Genomic DNA, 21408 nt, shown 5'->3' on the forward strand with positions numbered 1-21408 from the left:
TTATTTTTTTAAAAAAGTTAAAAAATGGTCGAAATACTCTGTCTTTGTCCTAATTTCCCCCTTTTTAAAGTTGAACATAATTTACAGAAAGTGATCAGATTGTGTTATTGTTGAAATACCTATTATTGTATCAAATCAATTTACTCTTTGCACCGTAGAGAAGATTTTACTGCACTAACACATTTCATTGGCAAAAGTGCCTTTAGACTGGCAAAAATTAGATTAGTGCACAGAGATGAATATGTTTTTTTTCTATTAAAATATGAATGACAAACTCCAATATAGATTATCAAAAAATCAAAAGGTTGATATAGCAACAAATCTAATAGATATTTTGCAAAAAGATATAATGATTACTAAACATACAAAAACGTTTATTGGTAATTGGCTCCTTACAGGACATGACGAAAAAAGAAAAGCATTTTATGATGTTTGGGATATTGTTTTGAGGAATTATTCACCAAAAAAAAGACCAATTTTATTCCGATCCTGCGCAAGAAAAAGCAAACATGGTAAAATAGTAAGTTTTACAGGTCGAATAGAATGTGCGAGAAGATTTAGTGATAACAAAGGCTTACTCATCATTTGTGATACGAAGGAAGCACTACAATTTGAAAAGAAATATTATAACCCTGGTGAATATGTGCATACATTTTTTCCCTTAGTCGATGTTTTACTAAAAGCTAGAGCTTCGGGGGGGTGGGGCTTCTCTGAACGGCTCTTGAGTTTTATTGGTGAAGATGAATATATTATGAGATTCAATTTAGGCCACATTCATAGCCTTAGATGGACATAATTCATATTTGAAACAAATAGAGATACTGTTGTTTAATCTCCATAATTTATTTAATGCTTTCTTATGCAAAAGACGAAACTCTGTTTCCAAATTACTTCAAAACAGATTAGTTATTTTCGATATATTCAAGTGTTTCCTTCAATAATCCAGGCTGTTGTCCGTTATAGTCTGTCAAGAATGATTTAACATTAATTCCATCGCCAATGAATATTATTTTACCTTTTCCACCAAAATAATTTGCATTATAATCTTGAACAAGTTTTTCATGATCTGATTTTTCTGCAATTGAAATAATAGTTTGGGTATCGTCAGGCATATAATTGGATATAAATTTTAAGATCAACCCCCTAGTATAAGTTTCAATATCCTCTTTAAAAATTGCATCAAGCATAAATGGTAATCGATGGATATTGTTAGTTAATTTTATGAGCTTGTTAAATGCGAAGTGATAAGCCATCACTGTTTTATGGAGCTCCACACCATCAGATGGAAATGCAGTGATATCATAAAGTTGGTTAAATCTTGGCTCATCTAGATCATCAACTGTTTCTAATGCAGTACGGTATTTAGAGAAAATACCAGCAAATTCGATATTCTTTTCTATTCTAAGCTTTTCAACCTCTGCGGCTGTTTTATATTTTTTTAGTTCGTCTTGATATGCGTTTTGCTTAATGACAAGTTCACCAATCTTTTGATGAACATTTTGTGATAGTCTGATATTAGTTTTATTATTAAGCCATGATTCAAAGGAGTGCTCGGAATTTGTATATTTTGATACAACTCGATAATTATTTTCCACCACTACTTTATTCTCACGTATTCGTTTATTCAATGTATTAATCTTACTCTGAACATTTTTTATTTGGGATTTGTAGGAAGTTATCTCAGTATTAGTATCATTTTGTTCTTGCAAAAACTTATAAGAGGCACTCAATGGGTGTGCTAAACTCTGTTCACAAACAGGACAAAGTCCTGTTTCTGGATCCTGATGACTGTGGTTTCGTGAAACTTTTCGAAGAACAGAAAGGCGTTCTATTAGAAAACCTAATTCATTACATTTCAGAACGTAATCATTCTCATCTGCTGTTAACTCTTTTAATTTCTCTGAATACGATTCAATGTAGCTAATTGAGTGCGCACTATAATCTTCATCGGATAATTTGCTGATTTGAAAATCATCATTAGAGACTTCAGCACGCTCTAGAAATCTAATTTCTTCGCTTACAGCTTTTAATTTAAGCTCGATTTCTTTCTTCTTGGAACGCTCAAAGTCATTTTCGATACCCAAATAATAATCCAAATAGTCATTCTTAAAATTTCTAAAAAAATCAAGGCTGCTAAATGATTTCCTCATATATACCCAACCGACTTTCTGTGATATGAAATATGGCAGAAAAATAACCTCTATTGGAGATAACTTGTATTCGTTTTGAGACTCTAAACTTAGGTGAAAATTGAAGAGATCATGAAAATATTCCTTTAATTTAACATGCTCTGCCGAATTATTGGCACTTATCCCATTAAAACGTCTTATTGGTAAATTTCCAATTTTAATAAGAAGCATTTCATCCTCCCTTATAAGAGTTAACGTTGTATCCTCCGTTCCTTTTTGCAACACGCAATCAAGACGAAAAATAGGTTTATAATCTAAAATAGCCCTTAATTGAGAATTAAAGTCATTAATTCCGAATGCATAATTAATTGCCAGAAAAAATGTACTCTTTCCTGAAGTATTCCTTCCAGAAATAATATTCAAACCGTTGGAAAGCTCTGCATAGAAATACTTCTGGGTGCTTTCAGAATAAACGAACAGGTGGTTTATTATAAGTTTTAACTTCATCACAGTGTATCTAATATTTCAATATAAGCTGCGAATAATGTCGCTTTTATGTCAATAGGTTTTAATTGGGTATTCTGTTGGTTCATAAACCGATTGTACAATTCTTCAAGACAATCAACATCAGAAGTATGAATGTCAAAAGCATCCCGGTTCTTGTTTACAAATTTTAAAATCTTCTGGTGCTCAACCTGCTTATTATCTTTGAAAAGATCAAAGCTATTTTTGAATGCCAATTCAAATTTAGTTTTTTCTGCTAAAGATATTAGTATTTTCTTGGATATTTCATCTGACTTAGAACGCCAAAACTCGTATGCCTTCTGTTCCTTAGTAATAACATCGATAGCCTTATTGATTTCCTTATAATCAACTCTTTTAGATTTATCCATTAATTGCACTATTCCTCCCTGATTTAAAACATTTTCAGCATTTCTAAAAAGTCTTAAAAGCGTTTCAACTGCGGCTGAGTGATCTGCTACCGTTTTCCCGAAAAGTAGATTAAATTGACCAATGAGGGTCTGCTTTTGCTTTGTGTAGCTTTTGTTTAGATCAATAAAACCAAAAGACATTTTAGTAAGCTGACTATCATTTATCAGACTTGATCCAGAAAGTACATTAATTTCATCTCTAATTTTTTTTGCAATTTCCGGTTTAAGGCTAGTAAATAAGACTTTCTCCCTAGAAACATTAACGGTATCTGAAATTGCAAGCTTTCCTTTTTGCTTAATTGACAACTTGATATCATGATTTGATATAAAATTCAACGAATGATCATAAGTTGAATCCTTAGGCATTGTATCAATGTCTAACGCAATCCCAACATTAGTCATTTTATGGAGTATATCAAAAAGCTCTGCGGAAAGCCCCCAGTTTTCGGATGCCTTTTTAGCTTGATATGAATCAACTGACCTTACAAGGTCTGCTGCGGTTAGAAAACAGAAGAGAAAATCCTCATGGTGCTCAAGACAGATGAAATATCGGTTATTTTTTAAAGTGGAATACTGCTCCAGCAAAACGTAAAGCGCACAATGCTTTTGAAATTCATAACCCGTTGAGCCATGAACCCCTGAATTAGCGCTTGAGTTCGTCGTAGTCATATTTTTCTCAATAATAACTATTTTAATTAAAAGTATTATGCTTTTCGCTAGTTAAATACAACACGAGTTTAGTAGTGGAAGACAATTAGGAATAAAATTAATTGAATTGACATAGCTTTGAGGCAACTTGCGATCTAAACCTGTATATTAAGTAAAATTAAAATTTGCTCTACAATGAATAAAAAGATATGGATAGATTGGCGGGTCAATAAGCCTTGTCCAAATTGTATTACTGGTGAATTAATATCTATTGATAAAAAATACATTCAAACAGAAACAAGAGCATCATCAATTCAGACTACAGAAGAGCCATCATATCCTTATACGGATTTTATCTTTACTGAGCATTTAAAGTGTAACTATTGTGCTGAGATAGTTGCAGCCTTAGGATATAAGTCTGAAGACAATTACCCTGATCAAGACAGTCACCATAATACGGTCATTAAGTACTCCTCTTTTATTCCTGCTCCTCATATTATTGAGATGCCTAAATCCTGTCCTGTAATAGTAAAAAAAATACTTATTGACTCCTTTAGTTTATTTTGGATGGATGAAAATTCATGTGCGAACAAAATTAGAATATCTGTTGAGGCATTAATGGATGCTTTGAAGGTTAAAAAAACGAAGATGACCAAAAAGGGAAGAAGAGAATTGTCTTTACATTCAAGAATTTTAGAGTATAAACTTAAAAATCCTGAAATTGCTGAATATCTATTGGCTATTAAATGGATCGGAAATACTGGCAGCCATTTATCAAATGTATCAGAAGACCATATCCTAAATGCTTATAAATTACTAGAATATGCACTAGAGCTGATTTACAACGATAAAAAAAAGGAATTAACTAGGATGAGCAAAGCGATTAATAAACGAAAAAAGCTAATTTAACTTAACTATTTGTTCCGGAATTTAACATCTAACACTACGCTCTAGTGACACGGAAAAAAAAAACATGTTTCCAATTCGCATTACAAGAAAGACCCCAAAAGATGAAATACAATATTTACCCGTCTACTATGAAAATTTTTGAATTCGGGTATAAGCCGTTTATAGATGTAGCAAACAAAACAAGCTTAAAATGTATTTAAAACTTGTTTTGTTGGGTCAAAAATGTTAATAAAGGGTCGAAATAATTCTGTTTTTTTCCCTAATTTTTCCCTTTTTGCAATTGCTTTTCAGCCGATTTTGATGTTCTATATTGACAAAAGATTGGTTTAACATAGTTAAAGTTGTTTTTATGAAGACAATGAGGCAACAACTTATCTGAATTTCATACTTTAATAAATGTGCATTTACTCCCTGTCCGCACTAAATTAGAATCATTTTGAGCAAGTTTTGATCAGAAAGGCATCAATACCATTGAAATATGCAAATATTAAGTAAAATAGATGTGATTTAAAACATCACATTTATTCTAGCTGGTCGCATATAGAGCAAATTAAGAAATCACTTATCATTAAAGGATCTTAATTTTCTATAAATTGATTAAATCTTCTTTGGAAAAATGCTCGAAGTTAGAGGGACATATAAAAACGATAGCTAAAGGAATTAATAAGGACTATGATCATATTGCTTTTTGAAAATTCGAGGTAAAATCCTATTCCTGAAACAAGAATTAATTAGGTAAGCTCCTTCGTCAGTAAGCTTATTAGTAGCATTAACAAAACATTCTGGCTTCGGAAGTAAGAATTCGCCATGCTTATTAACTGCATACGTCATTAGCGATTTGCCTATACCTAAATTCTTGTAATCGGGCTTTACATTCATGAAAAGTAGTTCCAAATTATAACGACTACCATCTTCAGTTGGTTCAAATTCAAATCTTCCAATTTCTTCAGTGTCATGGAAAGCAACTACATCATCATTATCTTCAATTTCGATCCGGATAGTGATTTGGGCATTTGTACCTTCTAAATTAATTTTTAAGTATTTCGACATAGATATTAGTTTCAAAATAATGAATAAATATTATACACTAACAGAGGCCATAATATTTTCCAATAATATTACTCAATATGAAGCCTGCATTGCTGATCTTTACGTTCCAGCTTCCATCCACAGCCTTTACCAGCATATTTTTGATCCAGTTATTGACATCATTACTGTAGGAATCAATTTGTTCGGATATGTGATTATCAATTATCGCTGTTAGTTTTTTGATATCATTTTGGTCTACAGCATGCTTTTCAAGATTATTAATCAGTTGTTCTTTATTTCCTTTGTTGATTGTGATATCTGCTGAAATTTCGTTGTTAGACCCTGAAGTAATCACGTTTCCATCCCCATTATTATTAATTGTGGTATGTAGGATATGAGTCACCTGGGCATTTTTTGATTTCAGATCTTCGATCTCGGTTTCCTGACCAAATTGGGTTTCTATTTCCAGCATAAATTCCAAGAGCCTGGATCGTACTACAGCCAAAATATTTGTAAGAAAGGTGGCGGGAATTTCAAGATGGACATTGAGGATTTGAAAGTGGGGATTGCCCAAATTGATGATTGACTGCTCTAAATAGTATTTTTTATGTGAGCTTAAACTTATTTTAATCCCCTGTTGAGTAGTGAGTTTTTCGACCGCAGAGATGCTGTCCCGCATAAAGATACACGTTAAATTTTCCGTTTGTTCTTTGTCCAGATGGGCAATAGATATTGCCGAAGATGTGTATTTCCAGTTCCTATTCACATAATTTCCCATCGGAAAACCCTCAGTAGAACGGTAGTCAGGCAGTGACGCTGATTCTTCATAACCATTTAACTCACCATTTACCCATTCCTGCAATGGTTTGTTATGGATTCTTGCCGCCAAAACTTTCGTTTTAAGAAGCGCACCTGAGATAGGTGTTGCATAATCCATAAGTTCGTTAATTATATCTCCGATCAGCTTCATATTCTTACGAATATAACGAAACTTTAAATATTGAGTTCATTTATTCGCCATCACTGTTCCGGCTAAAGCATTAGGGCTTTTAAGAGATTTTGCCCGAATTTTCTGTAAAAGAATGGTAACTTTATAAATATTATGAGCGGAAACCATACCTTTCTTTTACAGGATGTTATAAACGACCTGATTAACACAAATATATCTATAGAGGCTGCTTTATTCCGGTTACAGTATTTTGCAAGGTTGGTAAAAAACGAAGAATTACTAAAGTATACTGAGTCTGAAATAAATGGCTATAAGAATGCCGAACTTCCTGACTATAGAAAAGGGCTTGCCAAAATTACCGCAAATTTTCAAGTAGGCAATAATCATCACACTGGCGAAATTCCTGTAATTATGCTAGAAGCTCCCTATAATGAACTGCTGCAATATCATGGTGTACATGAAGGGATAAAGGTTCTCGAACAGATGTCATTACGACCTGTCAGCAAAGAAAGTCAAACACTTCGGGTTGACTTCCCGATGGAATGGCTGCACATATTACAGCCGGCCGCAGTCAAAATCTACAAGACCAATATGAAATTGCAGGTAGTTGGGGCTGTAATCACTTCTAATGCCAATATAATTATTCAAATTTTAAGTACTGTTCGCGCACGCTTACTTGCCTTTAGCATGGAATTGGCGGAGCAATTTGGTTACGATATAGAAATAAGGCCATTTAAGCAGGAAGGTATTATTAATAATCAAACCATCAATTATTTGATTAAGACCGAAATAAACAATAATGGTGACGGCAATGTAATCAACACGGGTGATGATCAGAAAATCATCGCCCGTGTTGATATTAAAAAAAGTAACGAACTATAGTTCTTACAATCCGTAATATTTTTTAATGGCTTCTGCCAATAGAGTTCCCGCTGCGCCAATTCCAACCTGCCAGCTCCCATCGAGTGATTTTCCTAACATTTTTTGGAACCATATGTTTACCTTGGTTCCAAATCCAGTTGGCGTTGGTTCTTCCATATCTATAACAGTAAGCAGTTCCGAAATATCTGCCTGATCAACAGCGTTATTTTTTAGCGTCTGTTCTAGCTGTTCTTTGCTGCCTTTGGAAATGTTTATAGTAGCCGAGATGTGACTTTCTTTGCCAGTATTGATCAGGTTTCCATCACCTGTATTATTAATCGTTGTTGCCATAATGTAATTTACTTTAGAATTGTTGTGCTTTAGGTCTTCGATTTCTGTTTCCATTCCAAATTCTTTTTCCAGTTCAAGCATAAACTCTAAAAGTTTGTCTTTAGCAGCAGAGAGAGCCTGAGCTGCGAAATGGATTGGTACAGTGACACCAATATTCAATAATTGAAAATACGGCCCATTTGTACGACGTAACATATCTTCTAAGGAATTTTTTATATTCTCCGGAAACCTGAACATTAGATTTGGATTTTCGTTCTTCATGAAAAGTTCCAGAGTTGCAGCGCTCTCTAATAATGAAAACTGCCTTAGTTGGCTATCTGTTGCATCACCAAATTCAGGAAGCGGAATTGGATAATTGGAAACTTGGTGACGTCCATTGATAAAATCCCCCAAAATCGTTCCATGGGTTTTCCTGTATTCTGGAAGTGAATCATTGTTTGGATAGCCTTTTAATTCATAATTTACCCAATTTAAAAGATTTGAATTTCCGATCCTTGTTGCTAAAATCTTGGTTTTATTTAAGGCCGCAGAAAAGGAAAGTTGATCATCAACTAGATCATTTATTATGTCGCTGATTAATTTCATTAAAGATTTGGTTCAGTGCGCTTTTAAAATACATAGATATCATTGAGAATACCGATATTTTATTAAAAATCAATATTTTTTTTACACATTAAAAGAATCAGGTCATATTTATTTTATATCTATAAAAAAGCTCAAAATAATTCTTTTTTATAATTCCCCCCATTTCCAGTTGCTTTTATGCCGATTGATTTCTTATTTATTTATCAAAGATTGGATTTAATAAGGATAAACAGTAAATCTTCGGAAATCTAAAATGATAATTTTAAAACCAACAAGAGGGGAATATTTCATTCATTGTTATTCCCGATATTGTATTTTAGGACTGCCTTTTTGAAACTGCCCTATATAGTAGCTTCGTAATTTTCAATAGTATAGTTCATTAAGAGTCCAAGTAAATTCAATCGTTCCTTTTGATCTTTTCGTATTATCCCAAAAGGTTCAAGCTTTCTGTAAATTTCAGGTGCTATCGATCCACCTTTTTGCTCGAATTTGACTACTTCTTTAAAACCTTTCCATAATCCTGCCAATTTTATATCATTAGCCGTTTTAAGTAAGCTTGGGAGTGGAATACGTGAATTTTTCCAAAATTCCGTGTTTTCTTCATCAAAAAATATTTTAGATGCGATTTGATAGAATTCCTCTAATACATCTAATTTATTTTGCAGGTTAATAATTTCGGATTTAGCTATTGCCAATTCTTTTGTTAATTTTTCATTTTTTAAATTTTCTCTAGACAATGTTGAATTTAAATTATTGATTTTTTCATTCAAATCCGTTATCAAATTATTATTTTCAGTGACAGTCTGATTTTTGTTTTTAATTTCCTTTAATTGTTCATCATAACTCTTTGACAGCTCTCTATTGTATTTTCTTTCGCTTTCATATTTTTCCGCATAATTATCCCTTTCTTCTCGTACTTCCTCATATTGACTACGTAGCACAACATTTTTATTAATTACCCTTCTTGTAATCCGTGGCATTATACCGTGTTCAATAAAAAGAGATAAGGTTCGTGTTCCTACCACAATCACATATCCCACTAATACAATAAGCAATGTCCACAAAACATCCTCGGTAATATTTCGCCAATAAAACTCTCTGGAACCAATAGTTTTCAATATTGAAATTTTAGTATTCAGATCTGTTTTCGAACTGAAATTAAAAAGTATATACCAAAATTCCCAATGATGAATTAGCATTATAAAACATAGAGTCCCAAAAAATGGGCTTGTCAGTTTATCTTTGACATTTTGAAAGAAGGAATTAAAAAAATCCATAGAGCGTTATTTAGTTGCTAACATAAAACAAAGTATTGCTTCTCAGAAATAATTATTAAAAAGATTATATATAATATTGCATTACTGAAATACAAGAGTCGTTTTGGCGATTAGCCATAAAACAAAACTTATTTATAATTCTGAGTATAATATATAATTGAAACTATTAAAAGCAATACTATTTTCATGAAATATGTTTAAAAGTATTCAATTCAAAAGAACATTTTCAGAAAAATATTTATCTTGTATTCAAACCAAATATAAATGAACGTTCAACATTATTACGTAGATTCAGAATTAAATGATGATTCTGCTTACAAACAAGCAATGAAATTTGCGTGCGAATTAGCTAATAAAGACGCAAAAATTAAAAGAGTAGTACTCCTTGCAATCACAAAGAAAAATGTAGACTGGCTAGAAAGAGCATTTGATAGTAAAACCGTAAAGGATTTATTTCAGGGGTCACGTTTCAAAGGTTGTAATCCACTATATAAAATAGAAACTGTAAAAACTTATAAAGAGCAATACCGTAATCCTGAAGACCTTGTAATTACGATGGCCTTAGATGATAAGGACGTACTTCCTCTTAATGATATGCTATCAGTTATAGCAATAATTGCTATACCTTGGCAGCAATCTGGCTTGAAACAGTATCTCGAAACTTGGAATCCGATTGAGATTAGAAGTAATAAGAATTTCAAAACTGAAGTCGCCGAACCCAATTGCATAGTTAAAAAAGCTCTGGAGCAATTGACAAAATCCATCAACTTATCAAATGGCATCAACCATCACTCAGACAATGAGAGAGCTAAAACAACGATAAGAGCTTTACATAAGTACGAAACAAATCTCAATGCTGATTTAGTAAAAGGTTATTTGACAAGGGAATTAGGTTGGGAAAATGATGTTGCGGATGATCTTACTAAGCTAATAAGAACTTTAAATGCAGGTAAGTATTTTAAAGGGGGAGAAACTTCCGGCCTGCAAAACCATTATAAAACATGGAAACAAAAATGTGAGAAAATTAATAATAAAAATAATATAGGATAATGAATAAAGGTGAATTATTAGCACTGATTGGGGTAATTATAGCGGTTTGCATCCCTATTGTGATTTTTCTTTATAGAAGGTACTTTGTTGGTGGCTTCTTAACAATTAAAGTTGATTTTAGTAATGGTTTGAGTGCACCAAAAGATGTAATACAGGAACATTTAGATAATGAGGGATTTACAATTCGAGACAAATCTATTGTAAGGCACGAATTAACATGGACATATAAGATTACAATTACAAATAATTCTGACAATACCGCATATTTCCCTAGACTACTATATAAAAATGAACTTTTCCCAAATATTACTATCGAAAATTTAGAAGAGTTAAAACCAATTGGCAGTAAAGAGTCTGTGGTAATCAAGGTGAAATTTTATGAATTGAGTGATACGTTACCAACTCAGAGAAAGAGAACAAGTGAACCCCCGAAGGATTTTGATTCGCTTGAGCTTCTACTTGAATACTACAATAGTAATCATGCTAAATTTTATACACTTTATAAAAACAACGATAAAATTAACCATCAATCTAAATTAAAACCTAAATTTTAAATATTTCTATTTGTAACAATAAACTTAATAATTATGAGCGATAAAATATGTACGGTCGATATAGGGAAAAATAGTCTAGACAATGATTATACATTTTATTCAGACGGTCGAGTGGAACATTTTTACGATCGAAATCAATGGAAATTAAATCAGACAGAGTCCCTAACAATTAATGAAATTTCTTCTGATCTACGAGCTATCTTATTAGAAAAATGTGATCCAAGCGACAAAGACAAATTGATGGCCTTTTTTTCAGCAAATGAATAACGCATAAAACAGCCCGAATGGAAACATTCAGGCTTGTAAAACTTTTACTAAATCTCATTTCATCACAATATAAATCCTTGGTTTGTATTTAATTGTCGTCATCCAACGATACTTCAAAAATGGCAAAATGAGAAGTTAAAAATTATCCGATCACACAGAAATAATGAGATAATTGAATTTAGATAATTACCAGAGCAGCCTGGTTACCATTCCATTCAACGGGACTCTCCGTGTGGGCAAACCAACGATAGCCCAAACCTGTAGATTTTATAAAATCTACGAAAGCTCGGTATTCATAATCTTTGTAATTTTGGTAGTTGAAAAACTCATCAAATAAGATTACTGTTCCAGGAATAATTTTGTCAGCATTAAACAACTCATTCAACACATCGATGGTTGAGGAGTACAGATCACAATCAATGTGAATAAAAGCACAACTTTCTTTGTGGGTAGCGCAAAAGTTATTTAATGTTTCGGAAAAAAGGCCAACAACAAGCTCAATATTCTCCACAGCTACGTTTGGTGCAATTCCATCCCTGGAGTAGCTATTTTTGGCATAAATCCGTTTGTCGCTAAACACCCAATCTTCTGGGAGACCCATAAAACTATCAAAACCATAAATGATACTTTCAGGTTTACGCTCCGCAATAAAAGATAAAGATTTACCTGATCCCACACCAAATTCCATCCATAGCCCTGGAATACTCACCTGCTTTATACAATAATTTAAGTAAGTCCAATAAGAATGATTTGGGTCTGCCAGATCCGGCTCATGGGTATGCCTGTATCTGGATATACTGCATTTTTCACATTTGCATCCTGTTTCCAGATGATTATAGCCTTCTACGAATTTTGTACTTAATTTAAGTTCTTTAATAATTGAGTCATTCATATTTATTGTATTCATAATTCCGTTAGATACCTCCAAAACAATTATTTAAAAAAACATGCCTTGCCTATTTTTAAAAGATGATCACCGCTATCAATATATTTTTTGATAACTACTTGGTGCTTATAAATAAGCTATAGTTTACTAACTACAGATTTATATTTATAGCTCGATAAAGAAGTTTTAAAATATGGTTCTTTCTTGTTTTTTAACATGTAAAAATTGCAATAGTTAAATATACAAATTTGTTAGTGTAAAAAATACACTATGTTCAAATTTTCACTTTTCTATAAAATAGAGGTCAACAATTAATACTTATCCAAAATCTCCTTAAAGGGCATCTATAAAAAAGTCATTACTTTTTCATAGCTTAAAACAACCTATATATGTGATTGCTAGTATTATTTCAACATGTAATTTCATTGTAACGATTATGCAAAAAAAGAAAAAACAACAAGGTTGAAATGCCGGAACATATCTCTCCAATGCTTTGTACGCTTGTGCAAGAGCCTCCAACGGATTCTAATTAGCTCTTTGAGTTAAAATGGGATGGATATCGGATTATTTGTAAAAGAAACATGTTTTAAATTTGAAATGCCTATCAGAAATCTTAATAAGGTATTCCCCCGTTAACAAATGTGATTATCACTACTAAATAAGTCTCTTATATGGCTGAAATCTATTCACTCCGTTTTGAGATAGATAGAAACAAGGTATTGAAGAATAGCGTCTCTCAACTCTTTAATTTGAGTTTCCCTAACAATTTTAATTTATCAAAGTAATCATTGTAGTGCTGGTTTGATTGTTGAGGATGCGAGTCCTCATTATAAAAAAATGCCTTGACTGCAATGCCATTTTCATCTTTGAGGATAGTTACTGCAATCTTATTGAGAAATTCGTCAGTTAAACCATTATAAGATAAGCCTACCCATTCTTCAGTATTATGAGCCATATTATTAGAACCCAATGGTAAATATTTACGATTGAATATAACCCATTCATCTTTACCAACTTTTTGGATACCATAAGGCAAATTAATATTCAAAAAATCGTAAATCATAGTATCTATATTATGTAAGTTATCATTAAGCTAATAAATCTATGATTTTCTATTCAGATAATGCTATTAAGAAATCCGGATACATCTTTATTTCTCCAAACAACCTATATATGTGATTGTTAGTATTATTTCTACATGTAATTTCATTGATACGATCATGCAAAAAAGAAAAGACAATAAAATTGTAATGCCTGAACATATCTCTCCAATGTTATGTACACTTGTTCAAGAGCCTCCTACAGATACGAATTACCTCTTTGAATTAAAGTGGGACGGATACAGGATTGTTTCAAAAGTTAAGAATGGTGAAGTAAGAATGAATTCTAGAAATGGGTTAGATTATACAAAAAGATATCCACCCATTGAAGAAGCTCTAAGATCTTTAGAACATGACATTATTATCGATGGCGAAGTTGTTGTATTTACAAGTGAAGGCAAACCTGACTTTGATGCCATACAATTATATAACGGACATGAATCCCCTATTCAGTATTGTGTCTTTGACTTATTATGGCTAGATGGGCACGATTTAACCGATATGCCACTAGTAAAGAGAAAAGAATTATTAAAATCACTTGTAGCTAAAAACGCCGTACTGAAATTTAGTGAAAGCTATGATGACGGTAAAGAATTGTATCAAAAGACCCTTGACTTAGATTTAGAGGGGATTATAGCAAAAGACAAAAATAGCCCTTACCTTTCCGGTAGCAGAGGATCAGCATGGTTAAAAGTACCAACCCGCAAAAGACAAGAGTTTGTTATAGGTGGCTGGGCTGATTCAGATAAAACAAGATCCTTCAAATCTTTATTGTTTGGAGCTTACGAAAATGGAAAATTCACATGGATCGGCAGGTCAGGTGGCGGTTACAAATTAAAAGATATGCCTGGCATTTTGGAAAAATTAAAGGCTATAGAAACAGACAAATCTCCTTTTGTAAATGAGGTACTGGATACAAAAGGTGCCCTTACCCATTGGGTTAAACCGCAGCTTGTAGCAAATTTCGAATTTGCCACCTGGACAAAATCAGGACGAATACGGAAACCAGCAACCTTTTTAGGTTTTAGATACGACAAGAAACCAAAAGATGTTGTCAGAGAGATACCTAAAGATACAAATGGTAAATAAAAAAGAAAGCGGTGAACAGTCCTCCGACTCTTCACCGCCTATCTAAATTAACGCTCTCGAATATTAAACGCTGTAGTAATACGATTATTATCAAGAGATTCATTTTACTATTTTGCTTTTTTCCCTTTAATATAATTTTCTATATCACTTCTATCATTTGACCCTGTTGCTCTTTTAGCTCCTGTGATTGCCTGAATACTTACTCCTAGCTTATCTGCTAAGTATTTCAATTCATACGGTTGTGAAGAATTAACGGATGTCCGTTCAACTTTTGATCCTTTTGTTGCCATGTGTCTAAGTTTAAGGTAAATCTATTAAACAAAGGAAATTTGACTAGGTTTTTATTTTGTGACTTTTCATGAAAGAGACTTCCCGAAAAAATCACATATCCTCAGTATATAAATCCTTGGTTTGTATTTGATGATCTTCATCCAGCCACACATCAAAAAATGTATCACTATCGACATACACGTTCATTGGTTCCCTTTTGGAGTAATGTCCCGCCTCCAGAATGGCTTTTAATTTTAAGCCTGACTCAATCACTTCATTACTTAAGTCCCCCGCATATGATCCCCAATAACTATTGAGCTGAAGGTTCAAAAAGTACCAGTCACAAGCAATGTCGTTTTTTGCTTCGTCATCAAGTAAATTTACATCTATAGTCATATTTTATCCACAACAAATTTTATGCCTTTTAACCATACATACACACGATACTTAACTAATAATCAAACGATTGACACTCAACAAACTCCTATCTCTGATAATCATTAACAGAAAAGACCAATCTTCTGAAACTCTTCAACATTACCAACTTTTTCCATTTTAAATGATTCTAAAAAATCGTTATTAACTGGATCTATGAGCTTTAACCTTTCTGTTGGCGATATTGAAATGTCCAACCAATGATTAACCTTTTCTCTCTCAATAAAAGCTGGCATCCTATCATGTATATCTAACATATATTCATTAGCATCATGGGTAATCATAGCGCAATTTGGGACAAGCTCCCCTGTTAAGCGGTTTTTCCAAACATCATACAACCCTGCCATAAAGGTTAAATTTTGGCCTTTCTCTTTGATGAAGTGAATTTGCTTTTTCGTTTTAGGGTTATCCTTCTCTAATTTTTGCCATTCGTAAAAACCAGTTGTAATAAAAGCACATGTCTGTGTTTCAATTAGTTTACTCCACATGTTGGACGAATATAATTTATCAAATCTAGCGTTGAATGTGTGGTACTTATAATCCGGCTTACCTGTAGTGTTATATTTCGCTAATAAGCTCCATAAAAAATATTGTAGTTCATTAGGGCTTTGACTTGAAATTATCGGCACTAAAGCACCTGGCGGGGCATTTAAATTGTCTGGAACGGGATCACCCTTATAAACAACCCCTAGTTCTTTTACAATTTCCTCACTTCCAGCAAATACTGTTCTTCCACACATAATTTTATTATAAAGTATGTTCGTCTATTGCCCGTCCAATTTTATCGATAGCCTGCTGATCAAGGGCTCATTCAACCATTCGCCATTTTGTATCCTCTACGTGCTCGACTATTGCAAAGGTTACACCATCTAAAACTGTTAAATAACTAGTCGTGGGGTATGTATCTTCTTCACTTAATGTTGGAATGACAAGTAATTTCAAGCTTTCTGCTCCTTCCAATAAGTCTACCTCTATGGTAAATGAATCTTCTTTCTCTTTCATGGCCGTTTGAATTATCAATTTTCAACTATCTTAATATAACAAGAATTAAGCCTTTTTACAAAAAAACAGTACTCAAACCCTAAAAATCAATGGTTTGAGTACCACCATGTAAAAAAACTAGTCCATTACCGGGTTTCCAATGATAGGAAGTTTAGCAAACTTGATGACCTCAACGCTAGGAAATCCAAATTCCTGAACTACTTTACCAAGAATTAAATAACAGCCCGTCCCCCTAAATGGATATGTTGGAGTCGAATTTGGAAAATGCGTGGTATCAAAAAAGTTCCCATCAGCGTCTAAGAATGTTCCAAACCACATCTTTTTATTATTCTTTGTATGTACAGTTTTTTCACAGACATATAAACCTACCATTTTAACTGTTTGACCAAGATACTTTATCAATTCTTTTGTTCGCAAATCCCCTCTGTATTGTGTTTTTAGGAGATCAAACATAGATAAGGTGATTGGGAAACCTAAAAGTTCCAATTCATGGTAAGCATCCTCAAAATTTGTATTCACCAATTCTGGCAAAGTGTAATTTTTGGGCTCTAAAATAAAGAGTTCTGAATCATTGCGGGGTTTTACTTTGCCACCAAGCAACATATGTATATCCCACAATAATGCCTTTTTGCTCTTGCCTGTGAATCTAAGAGCACCCACCCGAATTAAAATTATCGCTTGCTCCAGTCCAATAGCCGTTCTTTTTACAAAATCTTCTAAATCTAGAAAATCACCATTCTGTATACGTTCTATGGGTATAAGCTCAATAAATTTGTTTTCTAAGCCCTGTACCCCTATTAAACCTAAATAGGCATCAGTTCCAGAAATTGAAACTACAGCTGAACTTTTATTCACACAGGGCAAATTAACATGGGCACCAGCTTTACGAAGCTCATGGATATACAACCATCTTGTATAAAAACCGCCATAATTATTCAATACGCCAACCATAAATTCTATGGGGTAATACGTCTTCAAATAAAGGCTCTGATAACTCTCTACAGCAAAACTTGCCGAATGTGCTTTTGAGAAACTATAACCTGCAAATGAAGAAACCTGCCGCCACACTTCATTTGTAACCTCTACCGGCCTGCCCAATGATGCAGCACCTTCATGGAATTTTTGCACCAATTTATCAAATTCCGCCCGTGATCGATATTTACCACTCATTCCGCGCCTTAAAACATCTGCATCTGTACCGTCCATTCCTCCATAGTGAATGCACACTTTAATAACGTCTTCCTGATAAACCATTACCCCATAGGTTTCTTTAAGTTGTTCTTCCATGACCGGATGAAGGTACTTTACAGTATCGGGGCTATGATAATTTTGAATATAAGTTTTCATCATACCTGATTGCGCTACACCAGGGCGAATGATAGAACTGGCGGCAACCAAGGTCAAATAATTATCGCACTTTAGTTTTGTAAGCAATTGACGCATTGCCGGGGACTCAATATAAAAACACCCAATGGTATCGCCGGATTTAAGTTGATCATTTAACCTTTGATCCTTCATAAACCCTTTAACCTGATGTATATCCAGCCTTACTTTTTGATTTTCTTCCACCAATTTAACAGCCTCTTTGATGTGACCAATACCACGCTGGCTTAAAATGTCATATTTATCATAACCAATTAGTTCAGCTTCATACATATCCCACTGTACTGTAGCCATTCCTTTGGGTGGTAAATCGAGGGCAGTATAATAAGTAATAGGTTCTTCCGATACCAGAACACCGCCCGCATGAATACTTCTTTGGTTGGGCATATCAGCCATAAGGCTATAAATAGCCATGATCTTTTTAAAGGTGGGATTATCTCTATTCTCCGTAGATTTAGTGGGATCAGTGAAGCCATCAATTTCAGATTTAGGCAGTCCCATTACTTTTCCAATTTCACGAATAATTGATCTATCCTTAAAAGTAGACATTGTACCTAATAAGGCCGTATTTTCTCTGCCATATCTCTTAAATATGTAGTCCTGTACGTCTTCCCGCTGATCCCACGAATAATCAATATCAAAATCAGGGGGGCTCGTACGTTGCGCATTTAGGAACCGTTCAAAATACAAACTAAGCTCAATCGGGTCAACATCTGTAATCCTTAAACAATAAGCTACTGTACTATTAGCGCCTGATCCCCTGCCAACATGGTAATAGCCTTGCGCCATTGAATACCGGATAATATCCCAAGTAATCAGAAAATAAGCGCAAAAATCTAAATCAAAGATTACTTTGAGCTCATCCTTTACTTTCTTCAGTGCCTTTTTATTGTTGTTTCCATAACGGTACACCATTCCCTCTAATGCCAACTTAGTCAGCAGCTCCTGATCATCTTTTTTATTACCAGTAAAAGTCTTGCGGTTTAATTTCATCTTACCCAATGGATAGTCCATTTCACACTGATTCATCAGGTTCCTGGTGTTGTCAAGAATAAAACTATATTTAGAAAACTTCTCTTCCAATTCGCCCGGTTTTAAAAAATGATCGGTCTCCCGGCACTTGTCTTCGGGAGCAACCATTGTTAATAATGAATTAAGGTCAATCCCCCTGAGATAACCATGTAACCTGTATTCTATGCGCTCGGCAAACACAACGGGTTGTAAAGCCAATAATTTTGGTCTAAGTTCATTTAGATCCTGGCCATAAAGCGTATGCAACTGATCATACCGAATGCCCCAAAAATGATTCTTTTTTAATTCAACTTTATATCCAAAAGGATAAACAAAATATGCTTCAGAAAGAACAGGTGCTTCATCGGGTAATTCCTGTTGTTCAAGATTATGATGGGAAAGAAATTCATTGATTTGGCGCATTCCTTCCTTACTTTTAGCTATTCCAATATAAAGTAGTCTGTTTTCCTTACGAAACTCTATACCGCCAATAGGTTTGACTCCCTTTTCACGACACTTACGAATAAATTGCATTATTCCCGTGGAGTTATTAATATCTGTAAGAACCATTTGGTTAATCCCACGAGCTAACGCCTCATCTATCAATTTGTTAATTGACATCGTACCAAATCTTAAGCTATATTGAGAATGCACATTCAGATACATAATTTTAAATATCTAAGTCCATTATTGAAGCCCTGGTTACTGCTTTTTGACCAAATCTGCGTTTGATTTTATCCAACGCCTGTACTAAATCATATTGCTCATTTGACTCACTATATAAATCAATTTGCTCAAACCCCGTAACCAGGTTTGAAAAGCGTACACCAATCAGACGTAATAACATTCTTTTTTGATAAACCTGCCGAAACAGGTCTTTAGCTTTTTCTATTAAAACGCTATCTAGCGAAGTATATGGGATAGTAGCCTGTTTGGTCACATCCTCAAAATTGGAATACCTTATAGTTACTGTTATGCAAGCGGTTAGTTTCTTTTTTTCACGCAATTGATAGGCAATGTCAATAACCATAGAAGTAAGCAGGTTATTGAGTAAGTTCACATCAATGGTATCAGCTTTGAAAGTACACTGTGTCCCAATAGACTTTTGTTCTACATAGGGAATAACTGGGGAATGGTCAATTCCTTTTGACTTTTCAAGCAGAGATAAACCATTCTTACCAAGTAACTTTTGCATTTGTTCGGGATGCACTTGAGAAAGGGTGTATATTTTCTTTATGCCCATGTCACTCAACTTGATAAATGTCTTTTCACCTAATCCCGGAATTTTGCGAATAGACAACGGGTTAAGAAAGGGTTGCACATCAGCTTGAACAACATTTTTTTCACCTGCTGGCTTACACTCATTTGTAGCCATTTTAGCTACAGTTTTATTGACAGAAAGACCAAAAGAAATCGGCAAATGAAGCTCCTTGATGATCTTCTCCCGTATTTCATGGGCATATTGCATGCACCCATAAAACCGATCCATTCCTGTCATATCTATATAATGTTCATCTATACTAGCCTTTTCAAACAGCGGCACCATTTCACGTATTATATCTGTGATTTCAAGAGAAGCCTTAGAATACGCATCCATGTTGCCTTTTACAAAAATGGCGTGTGGACACAGTTGTTTGGCCATTTTTGATGGCATAGCCGAATGTACCCCATATTTTCTTGCTTCATAACTACATGAGGCGACAACTCCTCTATCAGAAGTCCCACCAATTATAACGGGCTTTCCTGCTAACGTTGGGTCTTTGCGGACTTCTACAGAAACAAAAAAAGCATCCTGATCCATATGGATGATATTGTGTTTATTGTTGTCCATTATATAAGATTTAGAACAACAAAGTTATGCTAATATTTTTAGCATTATCAAATATTTTCTCAAATTTTTAGCAACTAAAAGGATTTTATTACCAGTGGTAGGAATATTATTTTTTGAAGAAATATCATAAGTATTTGTTAGCTCCTATCGATGATCCAATTATGACCTCTTAATCAGCTCTTAAGGCGAATGCGCAAAAGCCCCTTATATCTAAATGATAGATATAAGGGGCAATTCTTGATGTTAAATTTTACAAAGTAGCTATTTGAGTTAATTTTTTATAAATATCATCCCAATAGGCTATACAGTCCAGATCTACCTCTTTTTGAGGGTCAGTTACATCATTTTCCAAAAACATCCTGTATCCTTTTACTTGTTCTATGGCTTGATCCAAATCAGTTACTTGGATTAAATTATCATACATATCGTTTATGATGAGTGTCATAATCTTAATTTTTAAGGTTAAAGCTTATACAATAATTCTACGGCAATTTTGAACTTTTCGTTATGGCTAATCTTGTCCGCATACTTTATAATACGGTCATTCAAAAAAAGGCAAGTGTAGCTATAGCAAAGCTGATTAGCGAATACGCTACTGCTTTTGAGCATGTCAACACGATACTGTTTGATCAAATTTGCAGTTTCTTCAGAAAGGCTAAACCAAAAATCGAACGCTAAAAAACCGTTCTTCCAAGCTTCTCTATGGGCTTCTTTGTTCTCTCTGAAATCAGCACAAAACGCTTCGATGGCGTTTAGTAGTTTCGGGATTTCTTGCGGAAAAAATCCATGCAACAATTTTGCTTTATCTGTATTGGTATATTCATTTAGTGCTTTCATAATAATAGGGTTTATGGGGATGC

General features: G+C 33.8%; 23 protein-coding genes. 7 read left to right on the forward strand and 16 right to left on the reverse strand.

Features of this window, described 5'->3' with window-relative positions; genetic code table 11:
• Positions 1–262: 262 nt before the first annotated feature.
• A complete protein-coding gene (locus HDE70_RS09900; protein ID WP_221302029.1) occupies positions 263–796 on the forward strand; it encodes a hypothetical protein in 534 nt (177 codons plus the stop codon).
• Between the two features lie 106 nt (positions 797–902).
• Here the strand turns inward: HDE70_RS09900 and HDE70_RS09905 are convergent, their stop codons facing one another.
• Together HDE70_RS09905 and HDE70_RS09910 are read right to left on the reverse strand one after the other, a co-directional pair.
• A complete protein-coding gene (locus tag HDE70_RS09905; RefSeq protein WP_183889708.1) occupies positions 903–2636 on the reverse strand; it encodes a hypothetical protein in 1734 nt (577 codons plus the stop codon).
• On the reverse strand, positions 2636–3730 hold the full coding sequence (locus HDE70_RS09910) for a dsDNA nuclease domain-containing protein (RefSeq protein ID WP_183889710.1): 1095 nt from the start codon (positions 3728–3730) through the stop codon (positions 2636–2638). Before HDE70_RS09910 ends, HDE70_RS09905 begins: the two co-directional genes overlap by 1 nt.
• A 174-nt stretch (positions 3731–3904) precedes the next feature.
• On the opposite strand from HDE70_RS09910, the gene HDE70_RS09915 reads away from it, so the two are divergent.
• Positions 3905–4618 carry a DUF4145 domain-containing protein gene (locus HDE70_RS09915; RefSeq protein ID WP_183889712.1) on the forward strand — a complete coding sequence of 238 codons (714 nt, stop codon included), beginning with the start codon at positions 3905–3907 and terminating at the stop codon, positions 4616–4618.
• A 660-nt stretch (positions 4619–5278) separates the two neighbouring features.
• Here the strand turns inward: HDE70_RS09915 and HDE70_RS09920 are convergent.
• Together HDE70_RS09920 and HDE70_RS09925 are read right to left on the reverse strand one after the other, a co-directional pair.
• On the reverse strand, positions 5279–5668 hold the full coding sequence (locus HDE70_RS09920) for a GNAT family N-acetyltransferase (protein ID WP_183889714.1): 390 nt from the start codon (positions 5666–5668) through the stop codon (positions 5279–5281).
• Between the two features lie 37 nt (positions 5669–5705).
• Entirely contained in the window at positions 5706–6617 is a 912-nt protein-coding gene (locus tag HDE70_RS09925) for a hypothetical protein (protein ID WP_183889716.1), read from the reverse strand.
• A gap of 132 nt (positions 6618–6749) precedes the next feature.
• Here HDE70_RS09925 and HDE70_RS09930 point away from each other — a divergent pair, with 132 nt between their 5' ends.
• Positions 6750–7478, forward strand: coding sequence for a hypothetical protein (locus tag HDE70_RS09930; protein WP_183889718.1), 729 nt, complete (start codon positions 6750–6752; stop codon positions 7476–7478).
• A 3-nt stretch (positions 7479–7481) separates the two neighbouring features.
• Here HDE70_RS09930 and HDE70_RS09935 read toward each other — a convergent pair whose 3' ends face one another.
• Entirely contained in the window at positions 7482–8393 is a 912-nt protein-coding gene (locus tag HDE70_RS09935) for a hypothetical protein (RefSeq protein WP_183889720.1), read from the reverse strand.
• A 341-nt stretch (positions 8394–8734) separates the two neighbouring features.
• Complete coding sequence (locus HDE70_RS09940; RefSeq protein WP_183889722.1) at positions 8735–9511, reverse strand: hypothetical protein; 777 nt, start codon at positions 9509–9511, stop codon at positions 8735–8737.
• A gap of 423 nt (positions 9512–9934) precedes the next feature.
• Here HDE70_RS09940 and HDE70_RS09945 point away from each other — a divergent pair, with 423 nt between their 5' ends.
• From HDE70_RS09945 to HDE70_RS09955, 3 genes are read left to right on the forward strand one after another with little or no spacing between them, the layout of a single operon-like run.
• Positions 9935–10720: a hypothetical protein gene (locus tag HDE70_RS09945; RefSeq protein WP_183889723.1), complete on the forward strand. Its 786-nt coding sequence runs from the start codon at positions 9935–9937 to the stop codon at positions 10718–10720.
• Entirely contained in the window at positions 10720–11274 is a 555-nt protein-coding gene (locus HDE70_RS09950; RefSeq protein ID WP_183889725.1) for a hypothetical protein, read from the forward strand. Before HDE70_RS09945 ends, HDE70_RS09950 begins: the two co-directional genes overlap by 1 nt.
• 33 nt (positions 11275–11307) lie before the next feature.
• A complete protein-coding gene (locus HDE70_RS09955) occupies positions 11308–11541 on the forward strand; it encodes a hypothetical protein (RefSeq protein ID WP_183889727.1) in 234 nt (77 codons plus the stop codon).
• 178 nt (positions 11542–11719) lie between these two features.
• Here the strand turns inward: HDE70_RS09955 and HDE70_RS09960 are convergent, their stop codons facing one another.
• Complete coding sequence (locus HDE70_RS09960; RefSeq protein ID WP_183889729.1) at positions 11720–12448, reverse strand: class I SAM-dependent methyltransferase; 729 nt, start codon at positions 12446–12448, stop codon at positions 11720–11722.
• Between the two features lie 715 nt (positions 12449–13163).
• Complete coding sequence (locus HDE70_RS09965) at positions 13164–13490, reverse strand: hypothetical protein (RefSeq protein WP_183889732.1); 327 nt, start codon at positions 13488–13490, stop codon at positions 13164–13166.
• Between the two features lie 157 nt (positions 13491–13647).
• On the opposite strand from HDE70_RS09965, the gene ligD reads away from it, so the two are divergent.
• Positions 13648–14616, forward strand: coding sequence for a non-homologous end-joining DNA ligase (gene ligD / locus HDE70_RS09970; RefSeq protein ID WP_183889734.1), 969 nt, complete (start codon positions 13648–13650; stop codon positions 14614–14616).
• Between the two features lie 107 nt (positions 14617–14723).
• On the opposite strand, the gene HDE70_RS09975 is transcribed toward ligD, so the two are convergent.
• From HDE70_RS09975 to HDE70_RS10010, 8 genes are all read right to left on the reverse strand, one after another.
• Positions 14724–14906, reverse strand: a complete 183-nt coding sequence (locus HDE70_RS09975; RefSeq protein ID WP_183889736.1) for a DUF3606 domain-containing protein — start codon at positions 14904–14906, stop codon at positions 14724–14726.
• A 91-nt stretch (positions 14907–14997) separates the two neighbouring features.
• Positions 14998–15282 (reverse strand): hypothetical protein, encoded by a 285-nt coding sequence (locus tag HDE70_RS09980; protein WP_183889738.1) that lies wholly within the window; start codon positions 15280–15282, stop codon positions 14998–15000.
• 104 nt (positions 15283–15386) lie between these two features.
• On the reverse strand, positions 15387–16061 hold the full coding sequence (locus HDE70_RS09985; protein ID WP_183889740.1) for an SOS response-associated peptidase: 675 nt from the start codon (positions 16059–16061) through the stop codon (positions 15387–15389).
• 67 nt (positions 16062–16128) lie between these two features.
• On the reverse strand, positions 16129–16323 hold the full coding sequence (locus HDE70_RS09990) for a hypothetical protein (protein WP_183889742.1): 195 nt from the start codon (positions 16321–16323) through the stop codon (positions 16129–16131).
• Positions 16324–16440: 117 nt separating this feature from the next.
• The gene (locus HDE70_RS09995; RefSeq protein ID WP_183889744.1) at positions 16441–19383 is read right to left on the reverse strand and encodes a DNA polymerase III subunit alpha; all 2943 of its coding nucleotides are present in this window, start codon (positions 19381–19383) and stop codon (positions 16441–16443) included.
• 4 nt (positions 19384–19387) lie between these two features.
• Positions 19388–20548, reverse strand: coding sequence for a DNA polymerase IV (dinB, locus tag HDE70_RS10000; protein WP_183889754.1), 1161 nt, complete (start codon positions 20546–20548; stop codon positions 19388–19390).
• 250 nt (positions 20549–20798) lie between these two features.
• Positions 20799–20993, reverse strand: coding sequence for a hypothetical protein (locus HDE70_RS10005; protein WP_183889756.1), 195 nt, complete (start codon positions 20991–20993; stop codon positions 20799–20801).
• Positions 20994–21010: 17 nt separating this feature from the next.
• Positions 21011–21385: a hypothetical protein gene (locus tag HDE70_RS10010; protein WP_183889758.1), complete on the reverse strand. Its 375-nt coding sequence runs from the start codon at positions 21383–21385 to the stop codon at positions 21011–21013.
• Positions 21386–21408 lie beyond the last annotated feature (23 nt).

Origin of the sequence: Pedobacter cryoconitis (assembly GCF_014200595.1) — a bacterium.
GTDB lineage: Bacteria > Bacteroidota > Bacteroidia > Sphingobacteriales > Sphingobacteriaceae > Pedobacter > Pedobacter cryoconitis_C.

Coding starts and splice junctions, on each gene's coding strand:
- HDE70_RS09900 (WP_221302029.1), top strand. CDS start 263: ATGAATGACAAACTCCAATATAGATTATCAAAAAATCAAAAGGTTGAT.
- HDE70_RS09905 (WP_183889708.1), bottom strand. CDS start 2,636: ATGAAGTTAAAACTTATAATAAACCACCTGTTCGTTTATTCTGAAAGC.
- HDE70_RS09910 (WP_183889710.1), bottom strand. CDS start 3,730: ATGACTACGACGAACTCAAGCGCTAATTCAGGGGTTCATGGCTCAACG.
- HDE70_RS09915 (WP_183889712.1), top strand. CDS start 3,905: ATGAATAAAAAGATATGGATAGATTGGCGGGTCAATAAGCCTTGTCCA.
- HDE70_RS09920 (WP_183889714.1), bottom strand. CDS start 5,668: ATGTCGAAATACTTAAAAATTAATTTAGAAGGTACAAATGCCCAAATC.
- HDE70_RS09925 (WP_183889716.1), bottom strand. CDS start 6,617: ATGAAGCTGATCGGAGATATAATTAACGAACTTATGGATTATGCAACA.
- HDE70_RS09930 (WP_183889718.1), top strand. CDS start 6,750: ATGAGCGGAAACCATACCTTTCTTTTACAGGATGTTATAAACGACCTG.
- HDE70_RS09935 (WP_183889720.1), bottom strand. CDS start 8,393: ATGAAATTAATCAGCGACATAATAAATGATCTAGTTGATGATCAACTT.
- HDE70_RS09945 (WP_183889723.1), top strand. CDS start 9,935: ATGAACGTTCAACATTATTACGTAGATTCAGAATTAAATGATGATTCT.
- HDE70_RS09950 (WP_183889725.1), top strand. CDS start 10,720: ATGAATAAAGGTGAATTATTAGCACTGATTGGGGTAATTATAGCGGTT.
- HDE70_RS09955 (WP_183889727.1), top strand. CDS start 11,308: ATGAGCGATAAAATATGTACGGTCGATATAGGGAAAAATAGTCTAGAC.
- HDE70_RS09960 (WP_183889729.1), bottom strand. CDS start 12,448: ATGAATACAATAAATATGAATGACTCAATTATTAAAGAACTTAAATTA.
- HDE70_RS09965 (WP_183889732.1), bottom strand. CDS start 13,490: ATGATTTACGATTTTTTGAATATTAATTTGCCTTATGGTATCCAAAAA.
- ligD (WP_183889734.1), top strand. CDS start 13,648: ATGCAAAAAAGAAAAGACAATAAAATTGTAATGCCTGAACATATCTCT.
- HDE70_RS09975 (WP_183889736.1), bottom strand. CDS start 14,906: ATGGCAACAAAAGGATCAAAAGTTGAACGGACATCCGTTAATTCTTCA.
- HDE70_RS09980 (WP_183889738.1), bottom strand. CDS start 15,282: ATGACTATAGATGTAAATTTACTTGATGACGAAGCAAAAAACGACATT.
- HDE70_RS09985 (WP_183889740.1), bottom strand. CDS start 16,061: ATGTGTGGAAGAACAGTATTTGCTGGAAGTGAGGAAATTGTAAAAGAA.
- HDE70_RS09990 (WP_183889742.1), bottom strand. CDS start 16,323: ATGAAAGAGAAAGAAGATTCATTTACCATAGAGGTAGACTTATTGGAA.
- HDE70_RS09995 (WP_183889744.1), bottom strand. CDS start 19,383: ATGTATCTGAATGTGCATTCTCAATATAGCTTAAGATTTGGTACGATG.
- dinB (WP_183889754.1), bottom strand. CDS start 20,548: ATGGACAACAATAAACACAATATCATCCATATGGATCAGGATGCTTTT.
- HDE70_RS10005 (WP_183889756.1), bottom strand. CDS start 20,993: ATGACACTCATCATAAACGATATGTATGATAATTTAATCCAAGTAACT.
- HDE70_RS10010 (WP_183889758.1), bottom strand. CDS start 21,385: ATGAAAGCACTAAATGAATATACCAATACAGATAAAGCAAAATTGTTG.